General features: G+C 65.2%; 19 protein-coding genes. 15 read left to right on the top strand and 4 right to left on the bottom strand.

The window, feature by feature from the left end:
- Positions 1-46 precede the first annotated feature (46 nt).
- The gene (gene argJ / locus BCL93_RS01455; RefSeq protein ID WP_112053332.1) at positions 47-1,270 is read left to right on the top strand and encodes a bifunctional glutamate N-acetyltransferase/amino-acid acetyltransferase ArgJ; all 1,224 of its coding nucleotides are present in this window, start codon (positions 47-49) and stop codon (positions 1,268-1,270) included.
- Between the two features lie 81 nt (positions 1,271-1,351).
- Entirely contained in the window at positions 1,352-2,299 is a 948-nt protein-coding gene (locus tag BCL93_RS01450) for a Nudix family hydrolase (RefSeq protein ID WP_112053331.1), read from the top strand.
- Between the two features lie 150 nt (positions 2,300-2,449).
- Here the strand turns inward: BCL93_RS01450 and BCL93_RS01445 are convergent, their stop codons facing one another.
- The gene (locus tag BCL93_RS01445; RefSeq protein ID WP_112053330.1) at positions 2,450-3,364 is read right to left on the bottom strand and encodes a carbon-nitrogen hydrolase; all 915 of its coding nucleotides are present in this window, start codon (positions 3,362-3,364) and stop codon (positions 2,450-2,452) included.
- A 4-nt stretch (positions 3,365-3,368) separates the two neighbouring features.
- Positions 3,369-4,469, bottom strand: coding sequence for an agmatine deiminase family protein (locus BCL93_RS01440; RefSeq protein ID WP_112053329.1), 1,101 nt, complete (start codon positions 4,467-4,469; stop codon positions 3,369-3,371).
- Between the two features lie 180 nt (positions 4,470-4,649).
- On the opposite strand from BCL93_RS01440, the gene BCL93_RS01435 reads away from it, so the two are divergent.
- Positions 4,650-5,891 carry a lipoprotein-releasing ABC transporter permease subunit gene (locus BCL93_RS01435; RefSeq protein ID WP_112053328.1) on the top strand — a complete coding sequence of 414 codons (1,242 nt, stop codon included), beginning with the start codon at positions 4,650-4,652 and terminating at the stop codon, positions 5,889-5,891.
- Between the two features lie 26 nt (positions 5,892-5,917).
- On the top strand, positions 5,918-6,628 hold the full coding sequence (locus tag BCL93_RS01430; protein WP_112053327.1) for an ABC transporter ATP-binding protein: 711 nt from the start codon (positions 5,918-5,920) through the stop codon (positions 6,626-6,628).
- 181 nt (positions 6,629-6,809) lie between these two features.
- Here the strand turns inward: BCL93_RS01430 and BCL93_RS01425 are convergent, their stop codons facing one another.
- Positions 6,810-7,367, bottom strand: coding sequence for a DUF2062 domain-containing protein (locus tag BCL93_RS01425; protein WP_112053326.1), 558 nt, complete (start codon positions 7,365-7,367; stop codon positions 6,810-6,812).
- A 129-nt stretch (positions 7,368-7,496) separates the two neighbouring features.
- On the opposite strand from BCL93_RS01425, the gene BCL93_RS01420 reads away from it, so the two are divergent.
- Genes BCL93_RS01420 through murB form a run of 9 tightly spaced genes read left to right on the top strand, consistent with a single transcriptional unit; the run spans position 7,497 to position 16,412 of the window.
- Positions 7,497-9,905, top strand: coding sequence for a DNA internalization-related competence protein ComEC/Rec2 (locus BCL93_RS01420; RefSeq protein ID WP_309251205.1), 2,409 nt, complete (start codon positions 7,497-7,499; stop codon positions 9,903-9,905).
- Positions 9,906-9,955: 50 nt separating this feature from the next.
- Positions 9,956-10,618, top strand: coding sequence for a MotA/TolQ/ExbB proton channel family protein (locus BCL93_RS01415; RefSeq protein ID WP_220086216.1), 663 nt, complete (start codon positions 9,956-9,958; stop codon positions 10,616-10,618).
- Positions 10,615-11,043: an ExbD/TolR family protein gene (locus BCL93_RS01410; RefSeq protein ID WP_112053325.1), complete on the top strand. Its 429-nt coding sequence runs from the start codon at positions 10,615-10,617 to the stop codon at positions 11,041-11,043. Before BCL93_RS01415 ends, BCL93_RS01410 begins: the two co-directional genes overlap by 4 nt.
- Positions 11,040-12,779, top strand: coding sequence for a lipid A export permease/ATP-binding protein MsbA (gene msbA, locus BCL93_RS01405; RefSeq protein ID WP_112053324.1), 1,740 nt, complete (start codon positions 11,040-11,042; stop codon positions 12,777-12,779). The genes BCL93_RS01410 and msbA overlap by 4 nt, the downstream gene beginning before the upstream one ends.
- Positions 12,776-13,834: a tetraacyldisaccharide 4'-kinase gene (lpxK, locus tag BCL93_RS01400; RefSeq protein ID WP_112053323.1), complete on the top strand. Its 1,059-nt coding sequence runs from the start codon at positions 12,776-12,778 to the stop codon at positions 13,832-13,834. The genes msbA and lpxK overlap by 4 nt, the downstream gene beginning before the upstream one ends.
- Complete coding sequence (locus BCL93_RS01395) at positions 13,834-14,055, top strand: Trm112 family protein (RefSeq protein WP_112053322.1); 222 nt, start codon at positions 13,834-13,836, stop codon at positions 14,053-14,055. Before lpxK ends, BCL93_RS01395 begins: the two co-directional genes overlap by 1 nt.
- Entirely contained in the window at positions 14,052-14,915 is an 864-nt protein-coding gene (gene kdsB, locus BCL93_RS01390; protein WP_112053321.1) for a 3-deoxy-manno-octulosonate cytidylyltransferase, read from the top strand. Before BCL93_RS01395 ends, kdsB begins: the two co-directional genes overlap by 4 nt.
- A 1-nt stretch (position 14,916) precedes the next feature.
- Positions 14,917-15,393 carry a low molecular weight protein-tyrosine-phosphatase gene (locus tag BCL93_RS01385; protein WP_112053320.1) on the top strand — a complete coding sequence of 159 codons (477 nt, stop codon included), beginning with the start codon at positions 14,917-14,919 and terminating at the stop codon, positions 15,391-15,393.
- Positions 15,390-16,412: a UDP-N-acetylmuramate dehydrogenase gene (gene murB / locus BCL93_RS01380; RefSeq protein WP_425339107.1), complete on the top strand. Its 1,023-nt coding sequence runs from the start codon at positions 15,390-15,392 to the stop codon at positions 16,410-16,412. The genes BCL93_RS01385 and murB overlap by 4 nt, the downstream gene beginning before the upstream one ends.
- Before the next feature lie 137 nt (positions 16,413-16,549).
- Here the strand turns inward: murB and rne are convergent, their stop codons facing one another.
- Positions 16,550-19,825, bottom strand: coding sequence for a ribonuclease E (rne, locus tag BCL93_RS01375; protein WP_112053318.1), 3,276 nt, complete (start codon positions 19,823-19,825; stop codon positions 16,550-16,552).
- A 594-nt stretch (positions 19,826-20,419) separates the two neighbouring features.
- Here rne and rluC point away from each other — a divergent pair.
- Entirely contained in the window at positions 20,420-21,367 is a 948-nt protein-coding gene (gene rluC / locus BCL93_RS01370) for a 23S rRNA pseudouridine(955/2504/2580) synthase RluC (protein ID WP_112053317.1), read from the top strand.
- Positions 21,368-21,446: 79 nt separating this feature from the next.
- Positions 21,447-22,097, top strand: a complete 651-nt coding sequence (locus tag BCL93_RS01365) for an HAD family hydrolase (protein WP_112053316.1) — start codon at positions 21,447-21,449, stop codon at positions 22,095-22,097.
- The last annotated feature ends 26 nt before the right edge of the window (positions 22,098-22,123 follow it).

Raw genomic sequence — 22,123 nt, 5'->3', positions numbered from 1 at the left:
GCTGCCGGCGTCGTCGCCGGCGGACAACGAACGAGGGAGTAAATGCATGGCAGTGGGTGAAACGGTCTTTCCGCAGATGCCGGTGATCAAGGGCCTGCGTCTTGGCACCACCAGTGCGGGTATCAAGAAACCGGGGCGTCGCGACCTGGTCGTGATCGAGGTGCCGGAGGGCGCCAGCGTCGCCGGCACCTTTACCCGCAATGCATTCTGTGCGGCGCCGGTTCAGGTGGCCAAGCGTCACCTGGCGGCACGCTGCGAGCGGGGCCTGGCCCCGCGCTACTTCGTGATCAATACCGGCAATGCCAATGCCGGGACCGGTGCCGCCGGCATGCGTGATGCGAAGGCCAGCTGCGACGAGCTCGCACGGCTGGCCGGCGTCGAGGGCGAGGCGGTGTTGCCGTTCTCAACCGGTGTGATCGGCGAGCCCATGCCCATGGAGCGACTGCTGGGAGCATTGCCCCAGGCTCTCGAGGCGCTTCGCGAGGATGGCTGGGAGGATGCAGCCGAGGGTATTCTGACCACCGATACCCGGCCCAAGGGCGCGACCCGTACGCTCACCATCGAGGGCGAGACGGTGACCCTCGCCGGCATCAGCAAAGGGTCGGGGATGATCCAGCCCAACATGGCCACCATGCTCGGGTTCGTGGCGACCGACGCCGCCATTCCCCAGCGGCGGCTTGAAGCCTTGTTGCGCGACGGCGTCAGCCGCTCCTTCAACTGCATCACCGTGGACAGTGATACCTCCACCAACGATGCCTGCATGCTGGTGGCTACCGGGCAGGGTGCGACGCTCGAGAGCGACGAAGCGCTCGAGGCGTTCCGCGCCGCCCTCGATGAGGTGCTGATCGAACTTGCTCAGGCGGTCATCCGCGACGGTGAGGGGGCGACCAAGTTCGTTACCCTCGAGGTCGAGGAGGCCACCTCGCGTCAGGAGGCCCTGGACGTGGCCTTCACGGTGGCGCATTCCCCGCTGGTCAAGACCGCGCTCTATGCCTCGGATGCCAACTGGGGTCGCATTCTGGCCGCGGTGGGGCGTGCCCCGGTCGCTGACTTCGATGTCGACCGAGTGGTGATCGACTTGGGCGACGTGCGACTGGTCGAGCAGGGCGGACGTGCCGACGGCTATACGGAGGCCGCCGGCAGCGCCGTGATGGCGGGCGAGGAGATTCCCATCCGCATTCGATTGGGACGCGGAGAGGCCCAGGCCACTGTCTGGACCTCTGATCTGTCCCACGACTATGTCTCCATCAACGCCGACTACCGCAGCTAGGCCTGGCCTGCTGTTGCCGCGATGCCCCTCAGGGCGCACTGCGGGTCGCGCGTTATTCATGTTTGAAAGGTAATACACACAATGGTCAAGAGAAGGGTACATGTGGCTGCCGCCGCCATCGTCAGCGAGGATACGACCCAGGTGTTGATCGCCCGGCGCCCCTCCAACGTCGATCAGGGCGGCCTATGGGAATTTCCCGGCGGCAAGCTGGCGCCCTATGAAACCGGCTTCGAGGCCCTGAAGCGTGAGCTGCACGAAGAGCTCGGCGTCGAGATTCAGCGCGCCCAGCCGCTGATCCGGGTCAATCATGAGTATCCCGACAAGCATATCCTGCTGGACGTGTGGCAGGTGCATGCCTTTTCCGGCGAGCCGTTCGGTCGTGAGGGTCAGGCCGTGCGCTGGGTCGACAAGAATGACCTGTTCAGCTATCCCTTCCCGGCGGCCAACCTGCCGATCCTGCGGGCGGTGATCCTGCCTACCGAGTGTCTGATCACCGCGGAGGAGGACGACGATGAGGTCTTCTTCACCAAGCTCGAGCGGGCGCTGGTCGAAGATAAGGTGCGTCTAGTGCAGTTGCGTGCCAAGCAACTGGATCGCGATGCCTATCTGGCTCGCGCCGAGGGCGCTCTGGCGCTGTGCCGGAAGCATGGTGCTCGCCTGCAGCTCAATGGTGAACCCGAGCTTCTTGATGAGGTGGACGCCGACGGCATTCACCTGACCAGCGAGCGGCTGATGAGTCTCGAGCGCCGCCCGCTGGCCCAGGGCAAGTGGCAGTCTGCCTCGACCCACAACAGTGAGCAGCTTGAGCAGGCCGGCCGAATCGGCTGTGATTTCGTGACGCTGTCGCCGTTGCGCACCACGCCGACCCACCCGGATGCGGCGCCGCTTGGCTGGCACGACTTCCAGCAGCTGGTGGAGACCGCTGCCATGCCGGTCTTCGCACTGGGTGGCATGACCCGCTTCGATGCCAACCATGCGCGTGCCGTAGGTGCCCAGGGGATCGCCTCCATACGCGATTTCTGGAAGTAAGCGCTTACGCGTTTAAGGGCCGCAGCGCCGCGGCCCGGCACGATAGTCAGTACCAAGAACCCCCGTCAGGCATCCTGGCGGGGGTTCTTGGTGTGGGCGGCGCAGGGCCAGACCGGGAGGGAAGGCTCAGGTGGGCAGCACGGGGCTGGTTCAGTCCCTGAAGCGTCGGCTCAGATCGCCGTAGGCATCGATGCGCCGATCGCGCAGGAAGGGCCAGATGCGTCGCGTGTCTTCGGCGCGGCTCATGTCGACTTCGACCAGCAGGCGCTGGCTGTCTTCGCCGGCATGGGCCAGCAGCTCGCCCTGAGGGCCGCAAACGAAGCTGCCGCCCCAGAAGTCGATGCCGTCGCTGGCGCCGCTGTGGTCGGGTTCGTGGCCAACGCGATTGGCGACCAACACCGGCAGGCCGTTGGCGACGCCATGGGCGCGCTGGATGAGCGTCCAGGCGTCCTTCTGGCGGGCTTTCTCGTCGGCCTCGTCGGCGGGCGTCCAGCCGATGGCGGTGGGATAGAGCAGCAGTTCGGCGCCGGCCAGGGCCATCAGGCGGGCCGCCTCCGGGTACCACTGATCCCAGCACACCAGCAGACCCAGGCGACCGACCGAGGTGTCGATGGGCGCAAAACCGCCCAGCGTGTCCCCGGCGGTGACACCCTCGGCGTCTCCGGGGGTGAAGTAGAATTTCTCGTAAAACCCGGGATCGTCGGGAATATGCATTTTGCGGTAGTGGCCGACGGCGCCCTGCGCCCGGTCATAGACCACTGCGGTATTGTGATAGAGCCCGGCGGCTCGGCGCTCGAACAGCGAACCGACCAGCACGATATCGAGCTCGGCGGCCAGCGCCGCCAGCCGGCTGCCGGTGGGGCCGTCCAGCGGCTCGGCCAGATCGAATACCGCCGGGTCCTCGTACTGACAGAAATAGTGGCTGGCATGCAGCTCCTGGAGCAGCACCAGCTCGGCGCCCCGGGCTGCGAGCTCGCGGACACCCGCTTCGGTCTCATCGAGGCTTTGTGCCTTGTCGGGCCAGGCGCGCTGCTGGACCAGGCCAACGGTTAAGGTCTGGGACATGCGATCACTCCTGAGCGTCGGCGGCTGAATGGTTGTCAGCGTCGTGGCTAGCGTCGCTGGCAAGGTGAGAGGCGGTCAGGCTGCCCTCAGGCAGCTGCATGGTCAGGCAATGCAGGCTGCCGTGCTGACGGATCACCTCACGACAGTCGATGGGCACCAGATCGCGGTCGGGGAAGGCGGTGGCCAATGCGCTAAGCGCGATGCTGTCTGTGGCATCGCCATAGGTCGGCACCAGCACGGCGCCGTTGATGATCAGAAAGTTGGCGTAGGTGGCCGGCAGGCGGTGGCCGTCCTCTGGATCGAAGCAGGGCCGTGGCCAGGGCAGCGGGATCAGCCGGTAGGGCGTACCGTCGGCCTGGCGCAGCGCCCTGAGTTCATCTTCCATGGCGCAAAGCGCGGCATAGTGCGCATCCTCGGGGTCATCACAGCGCACAAAGGCGATGGTCTGCGGGTCGCAGAAGCGCGCCAGGGTATCGACATGGCTGTCGGTGTCATCGCCCTCCAGATGGCCGTGTGCGAGCCACAGCACCCGGGTCACGCCGAAGTCCTCGGCGAGCCGGGCCTCGATGGCTGCCCGGTCCAGTTCAGGGTTGCGGTTTTCATTGAGCAGGCAGGCTTCGGTGGTCAAAAGCGTGCCTTCGCCATCGCTCTCGATGGCGCCGCCTTCAAGAATCAGCTCGCGGGATTCAAGCGGTGCGGCGAAGACGCCCTGATCGGCCAGTGCACGATTCAGGGCATCGTCACGCGCGGCGGGAAACTTGCCGCCCCAGCCGGTGAAGCAGTAGTCGAGCAGGGTGAGCCTGCCATCACGCTCGACTGCGATCGGCCCGTGGTCCCGCGCCCAGCTGTCATCGCTTGGCACCACGCAGAACACAAGTCTGTGCGCGGGGACACCGAGATGGGCAAAGGTGGCCGCCAGGCGCCTGTGGGTGTCGATATCGGCGACACTGATCAGCACGCGCTGGTAGCGGGCGATGGCCACGACCATACGCTCGAGCGTGGCTTCGATCCGCGACAGCATGGGGGCCCAGTCGCTGTCGGCACCCGGCCAGGTCAGTTGCACGGCATCTTGTTGATGCCATTCGGGGAACAAGCGGTTAGCCATCGCAGTCTTCTCACGGGTATGCTCATCGGGGCCTTGCCCCGGGGACGGCGCAATGTAGGGTGGGCGCCGCCGGGATGCAAGGGATCCGACGCAGGATAATCGCCTTGCTCCTCGTGGCGCACATGCGTCGCCAGGCAAAAAACCGTACCATGAGCGCCCGCTGACAAGGAACCGATCGCGATGCTCGACCGTCTGCCATTTATGCTTGGGCTGCGCTACGTGCGCGCCAAGCGACGCAATCACTTTATTTCCTTCATTTCCCTGACCTCGATGCTTGGGTTGATGCTCGGTGTCGCCGTGCTGATCCTGGTGCTGTCGGTGATGAACGGCTTCGATCACGAACTGCGATCCCGGGTGCTGGGCATGGTGCCCCACACCCGCATCGAGGCGCCGTCAGGGATGACCGACTGGCAGCCGCTGGCTGAGCACCTGATGCAGCGCGAGCGGGTGATCGGCGCCGCGCCCTATGTGCAGCAGCAGGGCATGTTCTCGATCGGCGGGCGCAATGAAGGCGCCATGGTCAATGGCATCGACCCGGATGCCGAGGCCAAGGTGTCGATCATCGATGAGAACATGGTTCAGGGTAGCCTCAACGACCTGAAGCCCGGGGAATGGAAGGTGGTGCTCGGTGAGCTACTGGCCAGGCGGCTGGGCGTCGGAGTGGGCGACCGCGTCACCCTGCTGGTACCCGAGGCCTCGATCACCCCGGGCGGGGTCTTCCCGCGCCTGAAGCGCTTCACCGTGAGCGGGATCTTCAGCGTCGGCGCCGACCTGGACGCCAGCCTGGCCTATGCCCATATCGCCGACATGCAGACCCTGGCGAGGATGGGCGATGCCGTCGGAGGGCTGCGCCTGGAGTTCGATGACCTCTTCGCTGCCCATGGCGAGACCCGCAAGATCATCGATGAACTGGGGCCAGGCTATCGCGGCATCGACTGGACCCAGACCCACGGCAACCTCTTCCAGGCGATCCAGATGGAGAAGCGCATGATCGGTCTGCTGTTGGCCGTGATCGTCGCCGTCGCTGCCTTCAATATCGTGTCGACCCTGGTCATGGTGGTCACCGACAAGAAGGCGGATATCGCCATTCTGCGCACCATCGGCGCGACGCCCGGCTCGATCATGGGCATCTTCATCGTCCAGGGGCTGGCGATTGGTATCATCGGTATCCTGATTGGTCTGGGCGTCGGGGTGACACTGGCGCTGACGATTGCCGACCTGATCGCCTGGTTCGAGGCGGCCACTGGCATCCATTTCCTGGACGCCAACGTCTACTTCATCAGCTACCTACCGTCTCGCCTGGAATGGTCCGATGTGGGCGTGATTATCTCGGCGGCCTTCGGGTTGACCTTCCTGTCTACCCTGTATCCGGCCTGGCGCGCCTCGCGCATCCAGCCGGCTGATGTGCTGCGCTACGAATGAGGCCCTCGATGAGTAAGGAGACAATCATGACCGAGGAGCACGCCTCCCCCAAGGCTGGCCAGGTGCTGCTTGAGTGCCAGGGACTGACGCGGACCTATCATGAAGGGCCCCAGGATGTGACGGTGCTCGAGAATCTGGATCTTGAGGTGCGCGCCGGTGAGCGGGTGGCCGTGGTTGGCAGCTCCGGTTCGGGCAAAACGACCCTGCTTAACCTGCTGGGTGGTCTGGACCGGCCCAGCGCTGGCACCGTCAAGGTGGCGGGGCAGTCACTGGCCGAGCTGGGCGAAAGCCAGCTTGGGCGCTTTCGTAACCGCCATATCGGCTTCGTCTACCAGTTCCACCATTTGTTAGCCGAGCTCACTGCCCTGGAAAACGCCGCACTGCCGCTGATCGTGCGCGGTCAGTCGCGTAAGCAGGCCTGCGAGCGTGCCGCACAGATTCTCGAGCACGTCGGCATGGCCAAGCGAAGCGATCACAAGCCCGGTGAGCTCTCCGGTGGTGAGCGTCAGCGGGTGGCGATCGCCCGTGCATTGATCACTGATCCCAGCCTGGTGCTCATGGATGAGCCCACTGGCAATCTCGACAAGACCACCGCCGCTAGCATCCTTGCGATGATGGACGAGCTCGCCAAGACGACCGCCTGTGCCTTTGTGGTGGTGACGCATGATACCGGTCTCGCCGCCCATCAGGATCGGGTGATGAAGCTGGATAACGGCCAGTTGAGCGTAGACGGCTGAGGTTGGATCGCGATGCGTAGATAGCTGGGCCTGGATAGCCAAGCTTGGATAACTACCCTTTGATGGCTAACGTGGCTATCCAACACCCAGGCCTCAGCATCGCCAGAGGAAGCAGCGGCTAAAGCGATCGGCTGATCAGTGACGAATCGACGCGCACAGCCTTGACCAGCTGATCAACTGATCAGCAGTCATCGTTGCGGCCTTTGCCGGTCAGTGCGGCCCTCAGGCGGCGCTGCTTTCGGCGTCGCTGCCAGCTGCGTGAGACCTGCCAGCGCCAGATCAACCGGATGCCGGCGTTGGCGGCGAGGCCGGCGACCACCGCCGCGACCAGCGAGCCCAGCGCCAGGGCCGGCAGGATGTCGACAAGCTGTTCGGCTACCCACTGCGTCGACAGGGTATCGGGTGCCGCTCTTGGCGGAGTGGCAAGCAACCAGGCGCCTAGACGATAGTTGCCGTAGAAGATGATCGGCATGGTCAAGGGGTTGGTGATCCATACCAGCCCGATCGAGAGCGGCAGGTTGCAGCGCAGCAGGCAGGCTCCGCCAGCGGCCAGGACCATCTGAAAGGGGATCGGCAGCAGGGCGCAGAACACGCCGACCATGAAGGCATTGGCCACCGCGCGGCGCGACAGCATCCACAGCGAGGCATCGCCGATCAAATGGCGCATGAAGCGCAGCGAGCGATTACCCTTGAGGGCATCGGGATGGGGCATGTAGCGCTGTAGGAAGCGGCGCGGCATGGCAGGCTCGCAGGCGATGGGTGGTACGGATTACACGATCCGCAGCCATTATCCATACAAGCCATGCCCCTCGCCACGGCTTCGGCCGGTTCGAGGGTGAGACAGGGCCAGGGAGGGCCGAAGACTGTCATGCGTACCATGCGCAGTGGGCTTGGCATGCCGTTGGCGATCGCCGCCATGGTGGGGGCCGGGCTCGCCATCCAAACACCGGACGGGCTCTTGGCGGTCTGGGGCGTGGCGGGGCTGCTGATTCTTGCGCGGTTGCCCCGGCAGTGGCCTCACCTGGTGCTGTTCGTCACCGCCACCCTGGTCGGTGGCTCGCTGCTGCTGACGCGGGACGCCGAACTGCCCCGAGGCCTGGTCGGGCAAGAGCTCCGGCTCGAGGGGCGCGTCCTCGCCTATCAGGCCGGTCAACCGGCGAGCCGGCTGCGCTTTGCCGTAGATGATTGCCATACTCTGGAACCTGGCCTTGCAAGCTGTGACGCCCTCGAGCGGGTGCGACTGTCGGTTTACGACGGCCCCGCCATGGCGGTGGGTGAGCGCTGGCGCCTGACGGTGCGGCTGCGTCCGCCGTCGGGTTTCGCCAACCCCGGCACCTTCGACTATCGCGCCTGGCTGTGGCGCGAGGGGCTGGGAGCAACCGGCTATGTGCGGCACTCACCGCCGGCCGAGCGCTTGGCCGGCGCGCCTTTTTCACCTCGTCAGGCGGCTCTGACCTTTCTCGATAGCCATTATCCCGAAGGTCTTGGTCGCCGCTGGCTGGCGGCCCTGACGCTGGGAGCCGGTGAGCGACTCAATGATGATGACTGGGCGCTCTTGAATGCCAGTGGCACCACGCACCTGGTGGTGGTATCGGGGCTGCATGTGGGACTGGTCGCGACCTGCGTTTTATGGCTGATGCGCGGTCTGGCCCGCTGGGTGACGCCCGGACGCTGGCGCATGGCGGTCTGGCCCTGGGTGCTGGCCGGCGCGGCGGCCGGCGGTTATGCCTGGCTGGCGGGTCTCGAGCCGCCTGCGCTTCGTGCCTTGATCATGACCCTGGTTGGCCTCTGGGTCGCCTGCGGGCGTCACGCGCCCGGACCCTGGCAGGCCTGGTGGCTGGCGTTTTCGATGGTCGTGCTGGTCGACCCCCTGTCGCTCTGGCGACCGGGGCTGTGGCTGTCCTTTCTGGCCGTGGCCTGGCTCATCCTGATCTGGCAGGGGCGTTCCCGGCCCCAAGGCCTCAAGGGCTGGGCCTGGGCGCTGGTTCGCACCCAGCTACTGCTGGCCCCGCTTATGGCCGCCGCAGTGGTGATCGCCTTCGGACGGCTGGCGCCGGGGTCGGCCATCATCAATCTGCTGGCAGTCCCATGGGTCAGCATGCTGATGGTGCCGCTGGGTCTGCTGGTCTGGGTGCTAAGTGGGGTGCCGCCCCTGGCCCATGTCTGCTGGCTGCTTTTCGAGGCGTTGACGACGCTGCTGCATGCCGGCTTGAGCGACGCCGTGGCGGTCACGCCCTTGCTTTCGCTGCCAGCCTGGCAACGTCTGCCGGTGGCGCTGTGTCTCGCCGGTGTCGCCCTGGCCTGGGGGCTGCCGAGTGTGACACGGTCACTGCGAGTGGCGGTTTCACTGCTGATGGTTGCCGTGCCTGTCACCCTTGAGGCGCCGCTGCCTGCCCAAGGGAGTCTGCGGATGCAGGTCTATGATGTGGGCCAGGGTCAGGCGATTGAACTGACGACTGACTCTCGCAGTACTGATATTCGCACCAGTATTCGGCCCCGTGCCGACGACAGCGTGAATGACGGTACACAGGGTGGCCGTGATGGCGATGCTGATAACGGCATTCAGACAACGCGGCTCTTGTACGACACCGGGCCGCGTTTCAGCTCTGGCTTCATGCCGCTAGCCGGACTCTGGCCCCCTGGGCAGGCGTTCTCGCGGGTCATCGTGAGTCACGGCGATCAGGACCATGCGGGCGGCGTGCCGGCGCTTGCCGATCACCGGGTGGGCGAGTGGCTGGCGCCTAGTGGGGAGGCCATCGGGCACGACTCCCGCCCCTGCGTCGCCGGCCAGCGCTGGAGCAGCGGCGATGTTGACTTCCGGGTACTCTGGCCGCCGGCCGGGCCTCTCGATGCGCTTTCTGCCAACGATCGCTCCTGTGTGCTGCTGGTGCGTCTCGGCGAACAGGCGATATTGATCACCGGTGATGCCGGGCGGGCGGTGGAACGTCGCCTGCTGTCCGCTCTGCCCGAGCGTATCGATGTGCTGGTCGCCGGGCACCATGGCAGCCGCACCAGTTCGGGAGCGGCCTTCGCGACGGCGACGGATCCTCGCCAGGTCATCTTCAGTGCCGGGCGTGACAACCGTTTCGGTCACCCGGCCGCGGAGGTGGTGCGACGCTTTCGCCGACGGGGCAGTTGCCTTTGGAATACCGCGCTTGACGGGGCGGTGACGGTCACGCTGACCCCGGGCGAGGCGCCAGTGGTGACCGCCGAGCGCCAACCGAGCTGGCGACGCGGTGTCGATGGCGGCTGCCATGGGGTAGAATCTCGCCCCTAGATGACCGTCGATGGCGTCCCCGGCGGTCATGGCATTTGGGAGACTCTGATATGGATATGCTCGGCGCACTGGAGGTCGGTGGTTGGTTGATGTTGCCGCTGCTGGGCTGTTCCTTGGTCGCTACCGTGATCATCATCGAGCGGCTGTGGACCTTGCGCGCTGCTCGCATCGCCCCGGCAGGGCTGGGCGGAGAGGTCTGCGCCCTGGTCGCTCAGGGGCAGGTCAATCTTTACTGGCTGGAAAGCCACTCACCGCTGGGTGGCGTGCTGGCCGCCGGGCTTCGCAATGCTCGGCTCGGCCATGATCAGGTGCGTGCCCGGCTGCAGGAGGCGGCCGTCGCAGTGATCCATGACATGGAGCGCTTCCTGAGCCCGTTGGGTACCATCGCCGCGATCACGCCGCTGATTGGCCTGCTGGGTACCGTGGTCGGGATGATCGAGGTGTTCTCGGTGCTGGTCAGTGCCCAGGGGGCCGGGCGCACCGCAGAGCTTGCCGGCGGGATTTCCCAGGCATTGATGACCACCGCCGCGGGCCTGACGGTGGCGATACCGGCGCTGATGTTTCACCGTTTCTTCCAGCGCCGGGTCGAGGACATCACCGTGCGCATGGAGCAGCAGGCCAGCCAGCTGGTGGAGTTCCTGGCCCACTACCCGGGCGAGTTGACCCTCACCGAGCGTGACGAGGCCTTGGGTCAGGGAGTTCGCGGCGCATGAAGTTTCCGCGCCGTCACCGGGAGCCGGTGGAGATCAACCTGACGCCCCTGATCGATGTGGTGTTTCTGCTGTTGATCTTCTTTATGGTCTCGACCACCTTCGAGACCCGCCAGGCTCTGGAACTCGAACTTCCCGAAAGCGCTAGTGCGGCGCCGGCCGATACCGCGCCGGTGGTGCTTTCGATCAGTGCTGCCGGCGACTATCGGCTCGGAGAGACATCCGTCGATCAGCGTGACCTGGCGGCGGCACTGGCCGCCCAGGCCGATGCTGCCCGCGACCATGGGCTCGTGATCGAGGCCGATGGGCGGGTCGCCCACCGCCGAGTGGTGGCCGCTCTCGATCAGGCTGCTGCCCTGGACATCACCCGTGTGCGCATCGCGACTCGCGAAGCAAACGACAGTACCAATCAAGCGGAGACACCGTGACCTACGACTCAGGATGGGCTCTCTACAAGCGCCTGCTCGACTATGTCAGGCCCTATTGGCGTTCTTTCATGCTGGCCGTGTTCGGCTATGCCATTTACGCCGCGTCCAGCACGGCCCTGGCGGAGATGATGAAGCGCCTGATCGATGGTATTCAGAACCCGGATGCGGCCTTCCGCCTTTTCCTGCCGATGTTCGTGGTGGGCATGTTCGCAGCCCGTGGGCTGGGGACCTTTCTTGGCACCTACTTCATGAGCCAGGTGGCGCGCAACGTGGTGCACGCCCTGCGCTGCGATGTCTTCAATCACATGCTGCACCTGCCGGGGCGCTTCTTCGATGAGCATTCCAGCGGTCAGTTGGTCTCACGAGTGACCTACCACGTTGAACAGGTCACCGGGGCGGCCAGTAACGCCATCACCGTGATCCTGCGCGAGGGGCTCTTCGTGCTCGGTCTGCTGGGGTACCTGCTGTGGACCAATGCGATGTTGACCCTGGTGTTCATGGCGGTCACGCCGCTGATCGGGCTGGTCGTCAGCTATGCCAGCAAACGCTTTCGGCGCCTGTCCCGGCGCATACAGCGCTCCATGGGTGATGTGACCCACGTGGCCTCCGAGGCGCTGTCGGGTTATCGCGTGGTCCGTACCCATGGCGCTGAGGCCTATGAGAAGCGTCGCTTCGCCAAGGCCAGCGATGACAACCGCCGCCAGAGCATGAAGGAGGCGTTGACCAAGGGCATCAGCACGCCGGTCATTCAGCTATTGGTTGCACTGGCCCTGGCGGGGCTTGTCTGGCTGGCCATGTCGCCGGCCCTGCTCGATGACATGACGCCGGGCGAGTTCGTGGCCTTCATCACCGCGGCCTCGCTGATGGCCAAGCCCGTGCGCCAGCTCACCGACGTCAATAGCGTCATCCAGAAGGGCATCGCCGCGTCTGGCGAGCTGTTTGGCCTGATCGCGGAGCCGGCCGAACCCGACCAGGGAACCACCGAGCCGGGCCGCCTGACGGGGAGGGTTCTCTTCGAGGGCGTGCGTTTTGCCTACGCCGAGGGCCAGAACGAGGTACTGAAAGGCATCGATCTCGATGTCGCGCCGGGCCAGATGATCGCCATCGTCGGTCGCTCCGGCAGTGGTAAGTCCACCCTGGTCAACCTGCTGCCGCGTTTCTATCGGCCCTGCGAGGGCGCTATCACTCTCGATGGGGTGGCACTGGATGATTTCAAGCTGTCACCGCTGCGTCGTCAGATTGCGCTGGTGTCCCAGCAGGTCACCTTGTTCAATACCACGATCGGCCAGAACATCGCCTATGGCGTCGATGATCCTGATCAGGACGCCGTTGAAGCCGCCGCTCGTGCCGCCTTCGCCCATGATTTCATCATGGAACTGCCGAAAGGCTACGACACCCCGGTGGGCGACAACGGCGTCATGCTGTCCGGCGGCCAGCGCCAGCGGCTGGCGATTGCACGGGCGATCTTCAAGGATGCGCCGCTGCTGATTCTCGATGAGGCCACCTCGGCGCTGGATAGCGAGTCCGAGCGCTATATCCAGAAAGCCCTGGAAGAGGTCTGTCGTGGTCGGACCACCTTCGTCATTGCGCACCGGCTCTCGACCATCGAGCGCGCCGATCGCATTCTGGTGATGGAGCAGGGCGAGATCGTCGAGCAGGGCAGCCATGCCGAGCTGCTCGCCCGCGAGGGCGCCTATGCCGCCCTGCATCAGCTGCAGTTTCAGGAAACGCCATGACGGTGTGGAGCCGGGTCAGCGAACGTCTCGGCGAGGCGCTGCTGGCCGCCTGGTACGGCGATGCTGCCTGGCTTGGCCTGCTGCGGCCGTTGGAGGCTCTTTATCGCCGCCAGGTGGTTCGTCGTCTGGCCGATTTTCAGTCCGGCAAACGGCCGGTCCATCATCCCGGCGTGCCGGTGGTGGTGGTCGGCAACCTGACGCTGGGTGGGACCGGCAAGTCGCCGCTGGTGGCCTGGCTGGCGCGGTATCTCGCCGAGCAGGGCTATTGTCCGGGCATTCTGTCGCGCGGCTATGGCGGCGAGAGCGCCGACTACCCGCTGCGCGTCACCGCCTCGACAGCGGTCGATGTCTGCGGCGATGAGCCGCTGATGCTGGCGGCCCAGACCGGCGTGCCGGTCGTGGTCGACCCCAAGCGCGCCCGCGGCGCCGAGAGGCTGCTCGACGAGGGCTGCGATATCCTGATCAGTGATGATGGCCTGCAGCATCTGGCGCTGGGGCGTGACCTGGAACTGGTGGTGGTCGACGGACAACGTGGCTTTGGCAATGGCCGCTGCCTGCCGGCGGGGCCGCTGCGCGAGCCGCTCGCAAGGCTTGAGAGCGTCGATGCGCTGGTGGTCAACGGTGCCGATCCCGGTGACGTGGCGGGGGCCGAAGGAGCCGAGCAGCGCTTCAGCATGACCCTTGATCCGGTTGCCTGGCGACGGCTCAGCGACGATCAGCGCCTGCCGCTGTCGCCGTTGCCTTTCGCCTGCGACGTGCATGGCTTGGCCGGCATCGGCAACCCGCCGCGCTTTTTCGCGACCCTCGAGGGGCTGGGATTAAAGGTGGCGCCGCATCCCAAGCCTGATCATCATCGTTTCACGTCGCAGGATCTGCGCTTTGACGATGAAGCGCCGGTGGTGATGACCGCCAAGGATGCCGTCAAGTGCCGTGGCTTCGCCGATGCGCGCTGCTGGGCGCTGGACGTGGAAGCCCGTCCGTCGGCCGGCTTTATCGAATGGTTTGCCACGCAACTCGATGCGCTGACGCGCGTCGCGCAAGGGGAAAGACAATGATGGATAAGGAATTGCTGGCCATGCTGGTCTGTCCACAGTGCCAGGGCAAGCTCAAGTACGACCGTGAACACGCAGAGCTCAAGTGCCACTTCGATGGCCTGGCGTACCCGGTCCGCGACGACATTCCGGTCATGCTGGCCGAGGAAGCTCGGGTCATGGACGTCGACGAGAAGCTCGGCAAGGCGGCTCCGAATCGTGGTGAGGCAGGGGGGCAGGCATGAGCGACTTCGTCGCCGTGATCCCGGCTCGCTTTGCCTCCAGCCGGCTGCCTGGCAAGCCGTTGCTCGACATCGCCGGTGAGCCTATGGTGGTCCGGGTCTGGCGCCAGGCCCTGGCCAGCCAGGCAAGCCGTGTGGTGGTGGCCACCGATGACCCGCGCATTAGCGAGGTAGCCGAGGAGGCCGGCGCCGAGGTGGTGATGACCGCCGCCGACCATCCTTCCGGCACCGACCGGCTCGCCGAAGTCGCTGAACGATTGGGGCTCGCCGAGGATGCCATCCTGGTCAACGTCCAGGGGGATGAGCCGCTGTTGCCGCCGGCCCTGATCGACCAGGTGGCCGCGCGACTCGAGGAGGACGCTGATGCGTCCATCGCGACCCTGGGCGAGTCGATCAGCGACGTCGAGATGCTGTTCAACCCCAATGTGGTCAAGGTGGTGCGAGACTTCGCCGGCCGCGCCCTGTATTTCTCTCGCGCGCCTATCCCTTGGGATCGGGAAACGTGGGATCGGGAGGCCTTCGCCAGCCGGCCGGAACTGCTTGCACAGGATGCCTGGCTGCGCCACATCGGCCTTTATGCCTACCGCGCCAGCTTCCTGGCCGCCTATCGCCACTGGGCCCCGGCGCCGCTGGAACAGCTGGAACAGCTCGAGCAACTGCGCGCCCTGCAGAACGGGCACCGTATCCAGGTCGCCCTGGCCGGCGAGCCGCATCCCGCCGGCGTCGATACCCAGGCCGACCTTGAGCGGGTGCGCGCCCTGTTCGCGCACACCGCCGCCCAGTCTGCCGGCACTCAACCAGAAAACATTCCATCAGAAAACGTCTCACCAGAAGACATTTCACCAAAGAAAAAGGAGCGCTGAGATGCGCGTGCTGTTCGTCTGCCTCGGCAACATCTGCCGCTCGCCGACCGCCGAGGGCATGCTGCGCCACAAGCTCGAGGCGGCAGGCCTTGCCGAGAGCGTGACTATCGATTCCTGTGGGACCGGCGACTGGCATGTGGGCAAGGCGCCGGATCGCCGCGCCACCGCAGCCGCTGCCACCCGGGGTATCGATCTTAGCGGCCTGCGGGCGCGCCAGCTCGAGCGCGCCGACTTCGAGCGCTTCGATTACCTGTTGGCCATGGATCATGACAATTTGGCCGATTTATTGGCGATGCGTCCCAGCGACTGTGACGCCCACGTCGGACTCTTTCTCGATTTTGCCGGTCGTGAAGGAGCAGCGGTGCCGGACCCCTACTACGGCGGTGAAGACGGCTTCGGCGAAGTGCTGGATCTGGTCGAGGCCGCCGCCGATGGGCTCATCGGGGTCCTGCGCAAGCGGCTGGACTCGACATCGTGAGCCTCGTCTGGCATCCGCATCACGATCTTAGCGGCGCCAACACCCTGGGGTTACCCTGCGTGGCCGAGCGCTTCGTGGCGCCCTCGACGCCGGAGGAGCTCGTCGCGGTGCTTCATGAGGCCCGCGCGGCCGGCTGGCCGGTCACCGTGCTTGGAGGCGGCAGTAACCTGATCCTCGGCGGTTGGTTGCCGGGGCTGGTGGTTCACCCTGAGTTTGCCGACTATCGCTGCGAGACGCTGGATGACAGGCGGGTGAGGGTGCACGTCGATGCCGGCATGAACTGGCATGAGCTGGTCATGACCTTGGCCGGGCAGGGCCTATGGGGTATCGAGAACCTGGCGCTGATTCCCGGTCAGTGTGGTGCCGCCCCGATTCAGAATATCGGCGCCTACGGCGTCGAGCTCGCGGAGGTGCTGGAGCGGGTACATCTGGTGCATCTTGCCGACGGTCGCGAGCAGGTGCTCGATGCTGCCGACTGCGCCTTTGGCTACCGGGATAGCCTCTTCAAGCGCGCCCTCGATGGCCAGGTGGTGATCACGCGCCTCGAGCTTTGCCTTTCCACGCAGGCGGCAGCTCGCCTGGGCTATGGTGACCTGGCGAGCCGTGTCGGGCCGACACCGACGCCCCTTGAGGTCGCCGAGGCGGTCTGCGCCCTGCGCCGTGAAAAGCTGCCAGACCCCTCGGCGCTCGCCAATGCCGGTAGTTTCTTCAAGAACCCGGTGGTCGAAGCTGACCTGGCGCATACACTGCTTGAGCGCTATCCCGAGATGCCGCATTTCCCCCAGCCCGGCGACCGTTACAAGTTGGCGGCTGGCTGGCTGATCGATCAGTGCGGGCTCAAGGGCCATCGCGAGGGCGCCTTCGGCGTGCATGATCGCCAGGCTTTGGTGCTGGTCCATCATGGCGGTGGCGATGCCGAGGGGCTTTTGCGCTTCGCCGACAGCATCGCCTCGCGAGTGTTGGAACGCTTTGGTGTGGCGCTCGAGCGCGAGCCGAGGCAGGTCGGTATCACGGCGTAGACAGGTCAAGTAGGTCGCTCGAATAGGCCGCTCTGAGGGTCGAATAGGCGCCCATGAAAAACGCCCGCAGGCTTAGCCTGCGGGCGTTTTTGGTTGCCGCCTTTCAGCGGTGGCCCGGGTTGCCCCGGGCCTGCCGATCAGGACTGGCCGTCGTCGGACTTGCCTTGCTGCTCACGACGACGGATCTCGCGCGGGTCGTTATGAGCGCGGCGACGGCGACGCGCCTTGGGCTTAGACTCCTCTTGCTTTGGAGCCTTGGGCGTTTCAGGCGTAGCGGTTTCAGACTCAGGCGCTTCCTGTGTCTGCTCGGCCTTTGGGGCTTCCTGCTTGGATGCCTCTTGTGCCGGTGCCTCTGCCTTGGACGTTTGAGGCGTAGCGGTTTCAGACTCAGGCGCTTCCTGCGTCTGCTCGGCCTTTGGGGCTTCCTGCTTGGATGCCTCTTGTGCCGGTGCCTCTGCCTTGGACGCTTCAGGCTCAGGCGCTTCAGGCTCAGGCGCTTCTTGCGGCTGCTCGGCCTTCGGGGCTTGCTGCGCGCCTGCCTCTTGTACCGGAACCTCTTGTGCCGAAGTCTCTGCCTTGGGCGCTTCAGGCTTAGGTGCTTCAGACTCAGGCACTTCTTGCGGCTGCTCGGCCTTAGGCGCTTCCTGCTCGGATGCCTCTTGTGCCGGTGCCTCTACCTCAGGCTGTGCTTGCTTAGGGGCTGCTGCCTTCGGCTCTTCAGACTTGGCTTCTTTAGGCTTAGGCTGCTTGGCTTTCGGCGCTTGCTGCTTCGGAGTCGCTTGCTGGGGCTCTTCAGCCTGCGGCGTTTCCTGCTTGGTCTGCTCTTGCGTCTGTGTCGGAGCCTCTGCCTTCGGCTCTTCAGCCTTGGCCTCTTCAGCCTTCAGTTCTTCCGCTTTGGGCTGCTTGGCTTTCGGCGCCTGCTCTTTCGCAGACGCCTGCTGGGGCTCGTCATCAGTCTTCTGGGTTTGCGGCTTCGGGGCTTCCTGCTTGGCAGTCTCGGCCTGTTGGGCCTCGTCCTTCGGCGCTTCGGAATCCGCCTGTTGCGCCTCTGCCTGCAGACGCTTCTGCTCGGCTTCGGCCTGAGGATTCAGGGCCTGCTTGCGGGTCCGGTTGCGCGGGTTGTTGCGAGTGCGCTTAGGCTTGCCGTCGCTCTTGGCGGTTTCCTTGGCCGGCTGCTCTCCCTGATTGGACTTGTCAGTGGACTGCGGCTTCTTGTTGTCGGCCTGCTGAGGCTTGTCCTTGCGCTCGCCCTGGCTCGACTTCTTGTCGCCTTGCGCTTTATCGCTCTGGGGCTTATCGGTCTGGGGCTTGTCGTTCTGGCCCTTGTCACCCTGACTCTTGGTCGAGGGCTTCTGCTGGCGACGCTCGTCGTCCTGGCGTCCCCGGCCCCGATTGCCGCCCTGGCGGTTGCCGTCGCTGCGACCCTCTGGCTTGGCGTCACGGTTATCGCTGTTGCCGTCGCCGCGGTTGTCCGGCTTCTTGTTGCCCTGGTTGCGGTTGTCGTCACGGCCGCGGCGGTTGTTGCCTCCACGTCCGCCTCGGCCGCCACGGTTGTTGCCGTTCTGGCGAGACTCGCTGTCTCGATCCTCGTTGCGATTGCTTGTCTGGCGCTGTTCTTCCTGCTGCTTGCCGCTGCCGGCTTGATTGCCTGTCGAGGCGGGAGAGGCTTCACCGCTGCCCAGCAGCTTGCCGAGGCCCTTGAACAGGCGAGAGATTACACCGCTTTCGTCAACTGCCGGCGCCTGGGGGGCGGCGGCCGGTGCCTTGGCCTCGGGGGCAGCAGGCTCTTCCTGCAGCGAGGCAGGGGCAGGGGCGGTGTGAATCACGCTCTTGACCGCGGCTTCGGCGCGCTGCACCGGCTTGGCGATGCTCGCATCCGGTTCCTTGCCAACTTCGCTGTCGGTGGGCAGCTCATAGCTGGATTTGACCGACTCATCCTCATCGACGTGGTCATCGCGCAGGCGCTGTACGTCGTAGTGAGGGGTGTCCATTTCCGGGTTGGGCAGCACCAGCAGGCGCACGCCCTGTCGGCGCTCGATCTCGGCGAGCACTGCACGCTTCTCATTGAGCAGATAAGTGGCCACCGGCACCGGCAGGATGGCACGAATCTGGGCGCTGCGTTCCTTCATCGCCTCTTCTTCGAGCAGGCGCATGACGGAAAGCGACAGCGAGCGCACGTCGCGGATGGTGCCCTGACCGTCGCAGCGCGGGCAGACCACGCCGCTGGTCTCGCCAAGCGAGGGGCGCAGGCGCTGGCGCGACATTTCCATCAGGCCAAAGCGCGAGATACGGCCGATCTGCACGCGGGCGCGGTCGAGCTTGAGGGCGTCGCGCATGCGATTCTCGACCTCACGCTGGTTGCGTGCGGGGCTCATATCGATGAAGTCGATGACCACCAGACCGCCGATATCGCGCAGGCGCAGCTGGCGGGCAATCTCGTCGGCCGCCTCGCTGTTGGTCTGCAGCGCAGTTTCCTCGATATCGCTGCCGCGGGTGGCGCGCGCCGAGTTGATGTCGATGGAGACCAGGGCTTCGGTGTGATCGATGACGATCGAGCCGCCAGAGGGCAGTTTGACTTCCCGCTGGTAGGCGGTCTCGATCTGGGATTCGATCTGGAAGCGCGAGAACAGCGGTACTTCGTCGGCGTACAGCTTGATCTTCTGCTGGTAGGAGGGCATGACCTGCCGGATGAAGGCCAGCGCTTCTTCATGCACCTCGGGGCTGTCGATCAATACCTCGCCGATGTCGTTGCGCAGGTAGTCGCGCATGGCACGGATGATGACGTTGGATTCGCGATAGATCAGGAAGGGAGCGGGACGCTTACCGGCTTCTTCGGTGATGGATTCCCACACTTGGGCAAGGTAGTCCAGGTCCCACTGCAGCTCTTCGGAGGAGCGGCCGATCCCTGCCGTGCGCACGATCACGCCCATCTTGTCGGGCAGCGTGAGCTGTCCCATGGCGTCCTTGAGCTGCGCACGCTCTTCGCCTTCGATGCGGCGAGAAATGCCGCCGGCCCGCGGGTTGTTAGGCATCAGGACCAGAAAACGACCGGCCAGGCTGATGAAGGTGGTCAGGGCGGCGCCCTTGTTGCCGCGCTCTTCTTTATCGACCTGGACGATGACTTCCTGGCCTTCCTTGAGCACTTCCTTGATGTTGGGGCGCCCGCTGGGCTCCTTGACGAAGTACTCGCGGGAGATTTCCTTCAGCGGCAGGAAACCGTGGCGGTCGGCGCCGAAATCGACGAAGGCGGCTTCGAGGGAGGGTTCTACGCGAGTGATCTTGCCGCGATAGATATTGGCTTTTTTCTGTTCTCTGGCACCGGATTCGATGTCCAGGTCGTAAAGGCGTTGTCCATCGACCAGAGCGACCCGCAGCTCTTCTGGCTGGGTCGCGTTGATGAGCATCCGTTTCATGTTGTCTCGCTTGCTGGCGCGCACCGGATGGCGCCCGTAAGCGGTCGACGAAGGCGAACCTCTGGGTGCTGCGTGCTTGTGCTCAGCGCATGTCGCGGATGCTTGTGCGCCCGGCTCGGGCAGTGGGTAGATCCCATGACTGTTCGAGCGTGATCATGTTGAGTACGCGGCGGTGGCGGGACATGTTTCGGCGGGCATCACGCCCTGCCGGCCCCGCGGTCTACCGCCAGACACCTGGCATACATCGATTCGCCAACGCCGGCCTCCGGCTCGCTGTTGAGTATTCCCGTGGCCTGCGGGTCGTCCCGTCTTGGGAACGGCCCGGGGTCCGGGCGTGGCGTTCAAGTTTCGCTTTCTTCTTACAGTGGCGCCGCGACCCTGCTTCGGGCAGTCGTCGTGGCGGCCTGATTCCTGGCCCCGGCCTGCGTGTCTGACGTGCAGGCGCCATTGTGGGGCGCTATTGGCCCCATTTGAGCGAACTGGAAATATAACAGCAATGCCCAATAGCAGCAATTGGCGCAGTGAGGGCGTCGGTGCGGTAGAATGGGCCGATCTATCGAGCGCAAGACATGACCAGGTGAGACGGAGTAACGAATGGCCGAGGGGCGAGAAGTACAGTGGATTGAGGTCACCGAGGGCCAGGTAGGGCAGCGCATCGACAACTTTCTGCGCACCCGATTGAAGGGAGCGCCCAAGGCGTTGATCTATCGGATCGTGCGCAAGGGTGAGGTGCGGGTCAACAAGAAGCGGGTCAAGGTCGACTATCGGCTCGAGCTCAACGACCTGGTGCGGGTGCCGCCACTGCGGTTGGCACCGGAAGAGGCGGTGCGCGAGGTCAGCAACAACCTGCGCAACCTGCTGGCCGGCAGCGTGCTGGTCGAGGGGCCGGGCTGGCTGGTGATCAACAAGCCCTCGGGGCTCGCCGTTCACGGCGGCAGCGGCGTCAAGATTGGCCTGATCGAGGCCCTGCGCCAGGTGCGCGAGGACCTGGACTTTCTGGAACTGGTGCATCGGCTGGACCGGGATACCTCGGGCTGCCTGCTACTGGCCAAGTCGCGTCCTGCACTGCTGTCCCTCAACGAGTCGCTCAAGGGGCGCAAGATGGATAAACAGTACCTGGCGTTGGTGGCCGGCCGCTGGCCGGCACGGCGCGACTATGTCAGCGCGCGCCTGGATCGCTTCGAGGCCGGCAATGGCGAGCGCCGGGTGCGGGTCGACCCGGCGGGAAAGGTGTCCAGAACCCGTTTCGGGGTGCGCGAGACCTTCGCCAATGCCACCTTGATCGAGGCCGAGCCGGTCACCGGGCGTACCCACCAGATCCGCGTCCATGCTACCCATGCCGGGCATCCGCTGCTCGGTGATGACAAGTACGGCACCCGTAGCGGCGAGGCGCTGGCTGCCAAGTTCGGGCTCAACCGTCTCTTCCTGCATGCCGCGGCTCTGACCTTCCCCGAGCCTGATAGCGGCCGGCCGGTGCACGTCAAGGCGCCGCTGGGCGATGAACTGACTGCGGTGCTCGCGCGGGCACGCCAGCAGTCCTGAGTCAGGAAAATTGAGCTGCAAGCCAGCAGGCGAATAAACCGGCAAGCGGGCAAATGGGCGAGCCGGAAATTGGAGAGTTATGCGTTATCGACTGGTGATCTTCGATTGGGACGGCACGCTGATGGACTCCGAGGCGCGGATCGTGGCCTGCATGCAGGCCGCCGCGCGTGATGCGGGGTGGGGCGAGCTGCCCGGAGAGGCCGTAAGCGACATCATTGGCCTTGGTCTGCCGGAGGCCATCGCGCGGATGTGCCCGGGCATCGGCGCTGAGCAGGCCGAACGGCTGCGTGAACGTTATGCGCATCATTTCGTGGCCGCCGAGGCTGAGCCGCTGGCGTTTTTCCCGGGAGTCGAGGCCGGGGTGGCAAGGCTTCGTGAGCGTGCCGACATGCGATTGGCGGTAGCCACCGGCAAGAGTCGGCGGGGGCTGGATCGGGTGTTTGCCGAAAACGGCAGCGGGGCCTGGTTCGATGCCAGCCGCACTGCCGACGAGACGCGCTCCAAGCCGCATCCGCGCATGCTCGAAGAGCTCCTTGACGAGTTCGGGGTGTCGGCGGACGAAGCCGTGATGGTGGGCGATACTGAGTATGATCTGGAGATGGCGCGGGCGCTGTCGATGGATCGGGTCGCTATGACCTACGGCGTGCATGATCGCGAGCGACTGGCCGCCAGCCGGCCCACCTTTACCGCCGACAATTTTCCCGAGCTAATCGACTGGCTTCACGGCTGAACTGGCGCGGCTGCTGTCATTATCGT

This window comes from Onishia taeanensis, assembly GCF_003268885.1.
In the GTDB taxonomy this organism is placed as follows: Bacteria; Pseudomonadota; Gammaproteobacteria; order Pseudomonadales; family Halomonadaceae; genus Onishia; species Onishia taeanensis_A.
Note: the sequence above shows the minus strand (reverse complement) of the source record. Positions and strands in the feature narration are given on the sequence as shown.

Excerpts from the sequence above, each read along its gene's own strand:
- argJ (WP_112053332.1), top strand. The coding sequence starts at position 47 with ATGGCAGTGGGTGAAACGGTCTTTCCGCAGATGCCGGTGATCAAGGGC.
- BCL93_RS01450 (WP_112053331.1), top strand. The coding sequence starts at position 1,352 with ATGGTCAAGAGAAGGGTACATGTGGCTGCCGCCGCCATCGTCAGCGAG.
- BCL93_RS01445 (WP_112053330.1), bottom strand. The coding sequence starts at position 3,364 with ATGTCCCAGACCTTAACCGTTGGCCTGGTCCAGCAGCGCGCCTGGCCC.
- BCL93_RS01440 (WP_112053329.1), bottom strand. The coding sequence starts at position 4,469 with ATGGCTAACCGCTTGTTCCCCGAATGGCATCAACAAGATGCCGTGCAA.
- BCL93_RS01435 (WP_112053328.1), top strand. The coding sequence starts at position 4,650 with ATGCTCGACCGTCTGCCATTTATGCTTGGGCTGCGCTACGTGCGCGCC.
- BCL93_RS01430 (WP_112053327.1), top strand. The coding sequence starts at position 5,918 with ATGACCGAGGAGCACGCCTCCCCCAAGGCTGGCCAGGTGCTGCTTGAG.
- BCL93_RS01425 (WP_112053326.1), bottom strand. The coding sequence starts at position 7,367 with ATGCCGCGCCGCTTCCTACAGCGCTACATGCCCCATCCCGATGCCCTC.
- BCL93_RS01420 (WP_309251205.1), top strand. The coding sequence starts at position 7,497 with ATGCGTACCATGCGCAGTGGGCTTGGCATGCCGTTGGCGATCGCCGCC.
- BCL93_RS01415 (WP_220086216.1), top strand. The coding sequence starts at position 9,956 with ATGGATATGCTCGGCGCACTGGAGGTCGGTGGTTGGTTGATGTTGCCG.
- BCL93_RS01410 (WP_112053325.1), top strand. The coding sequence starts at position 10,615 with ATGAAGTTTCCGCGCCGTCACCGGGAGCCGGTGGAGATCAACCTGACG.
- lpxK (WP_112053323.1), top strand. The coding sequence starts at position 12,776 with ATGACGGTGTGGAGCCGGGTCAGCGAACGTCTCGGCGAGGCGCTGCTG.
- BCL93_RS01395 (WP_112053322.1), top strand. The coding sequence starts at position 13,834 with ATGGATAAGGAATTGCTGGCCATGCTGGTCTGTCCACAGTGCCAGGGC.
- kdsB (WP_112053321.1), top strand. The coding sequence starts at position 14,052 with ATGAGCGACTTCGTCGCCGTGATCCCGGCTCGCTTTGCCTCCAGCCGG.
- BCL93_RS01385 (WP_112053320.1), top strand. The coding sequence starts at position 14,917 with ATGCGCGTGCTGTTCGTCTGCCTCGGCAACATCTGCCGCTCGCCGACC.
- rne (WP_112053318.1), bottom strand. The coding sequence starts at position 19,825 with ATGAAACGGATGCTCATCAACGCGACCCAGCCAGAAGAGCTGCGGGTC.
- rluC (WP_112053317.1), top strand. The coding sequence starts at position 20,420 with ATGGCCGAGGGGCGAGAAGTACAGTGGATTGAGGTCACCGAGGGCCAG.
- BCL93_RS01365 (WP_112053316.1), top strand. The coding sequence starts at position 21,447 with ATGCGTTATCGACTGGTGATCTTCGATTGGGACGGCACGCTGATGGAC.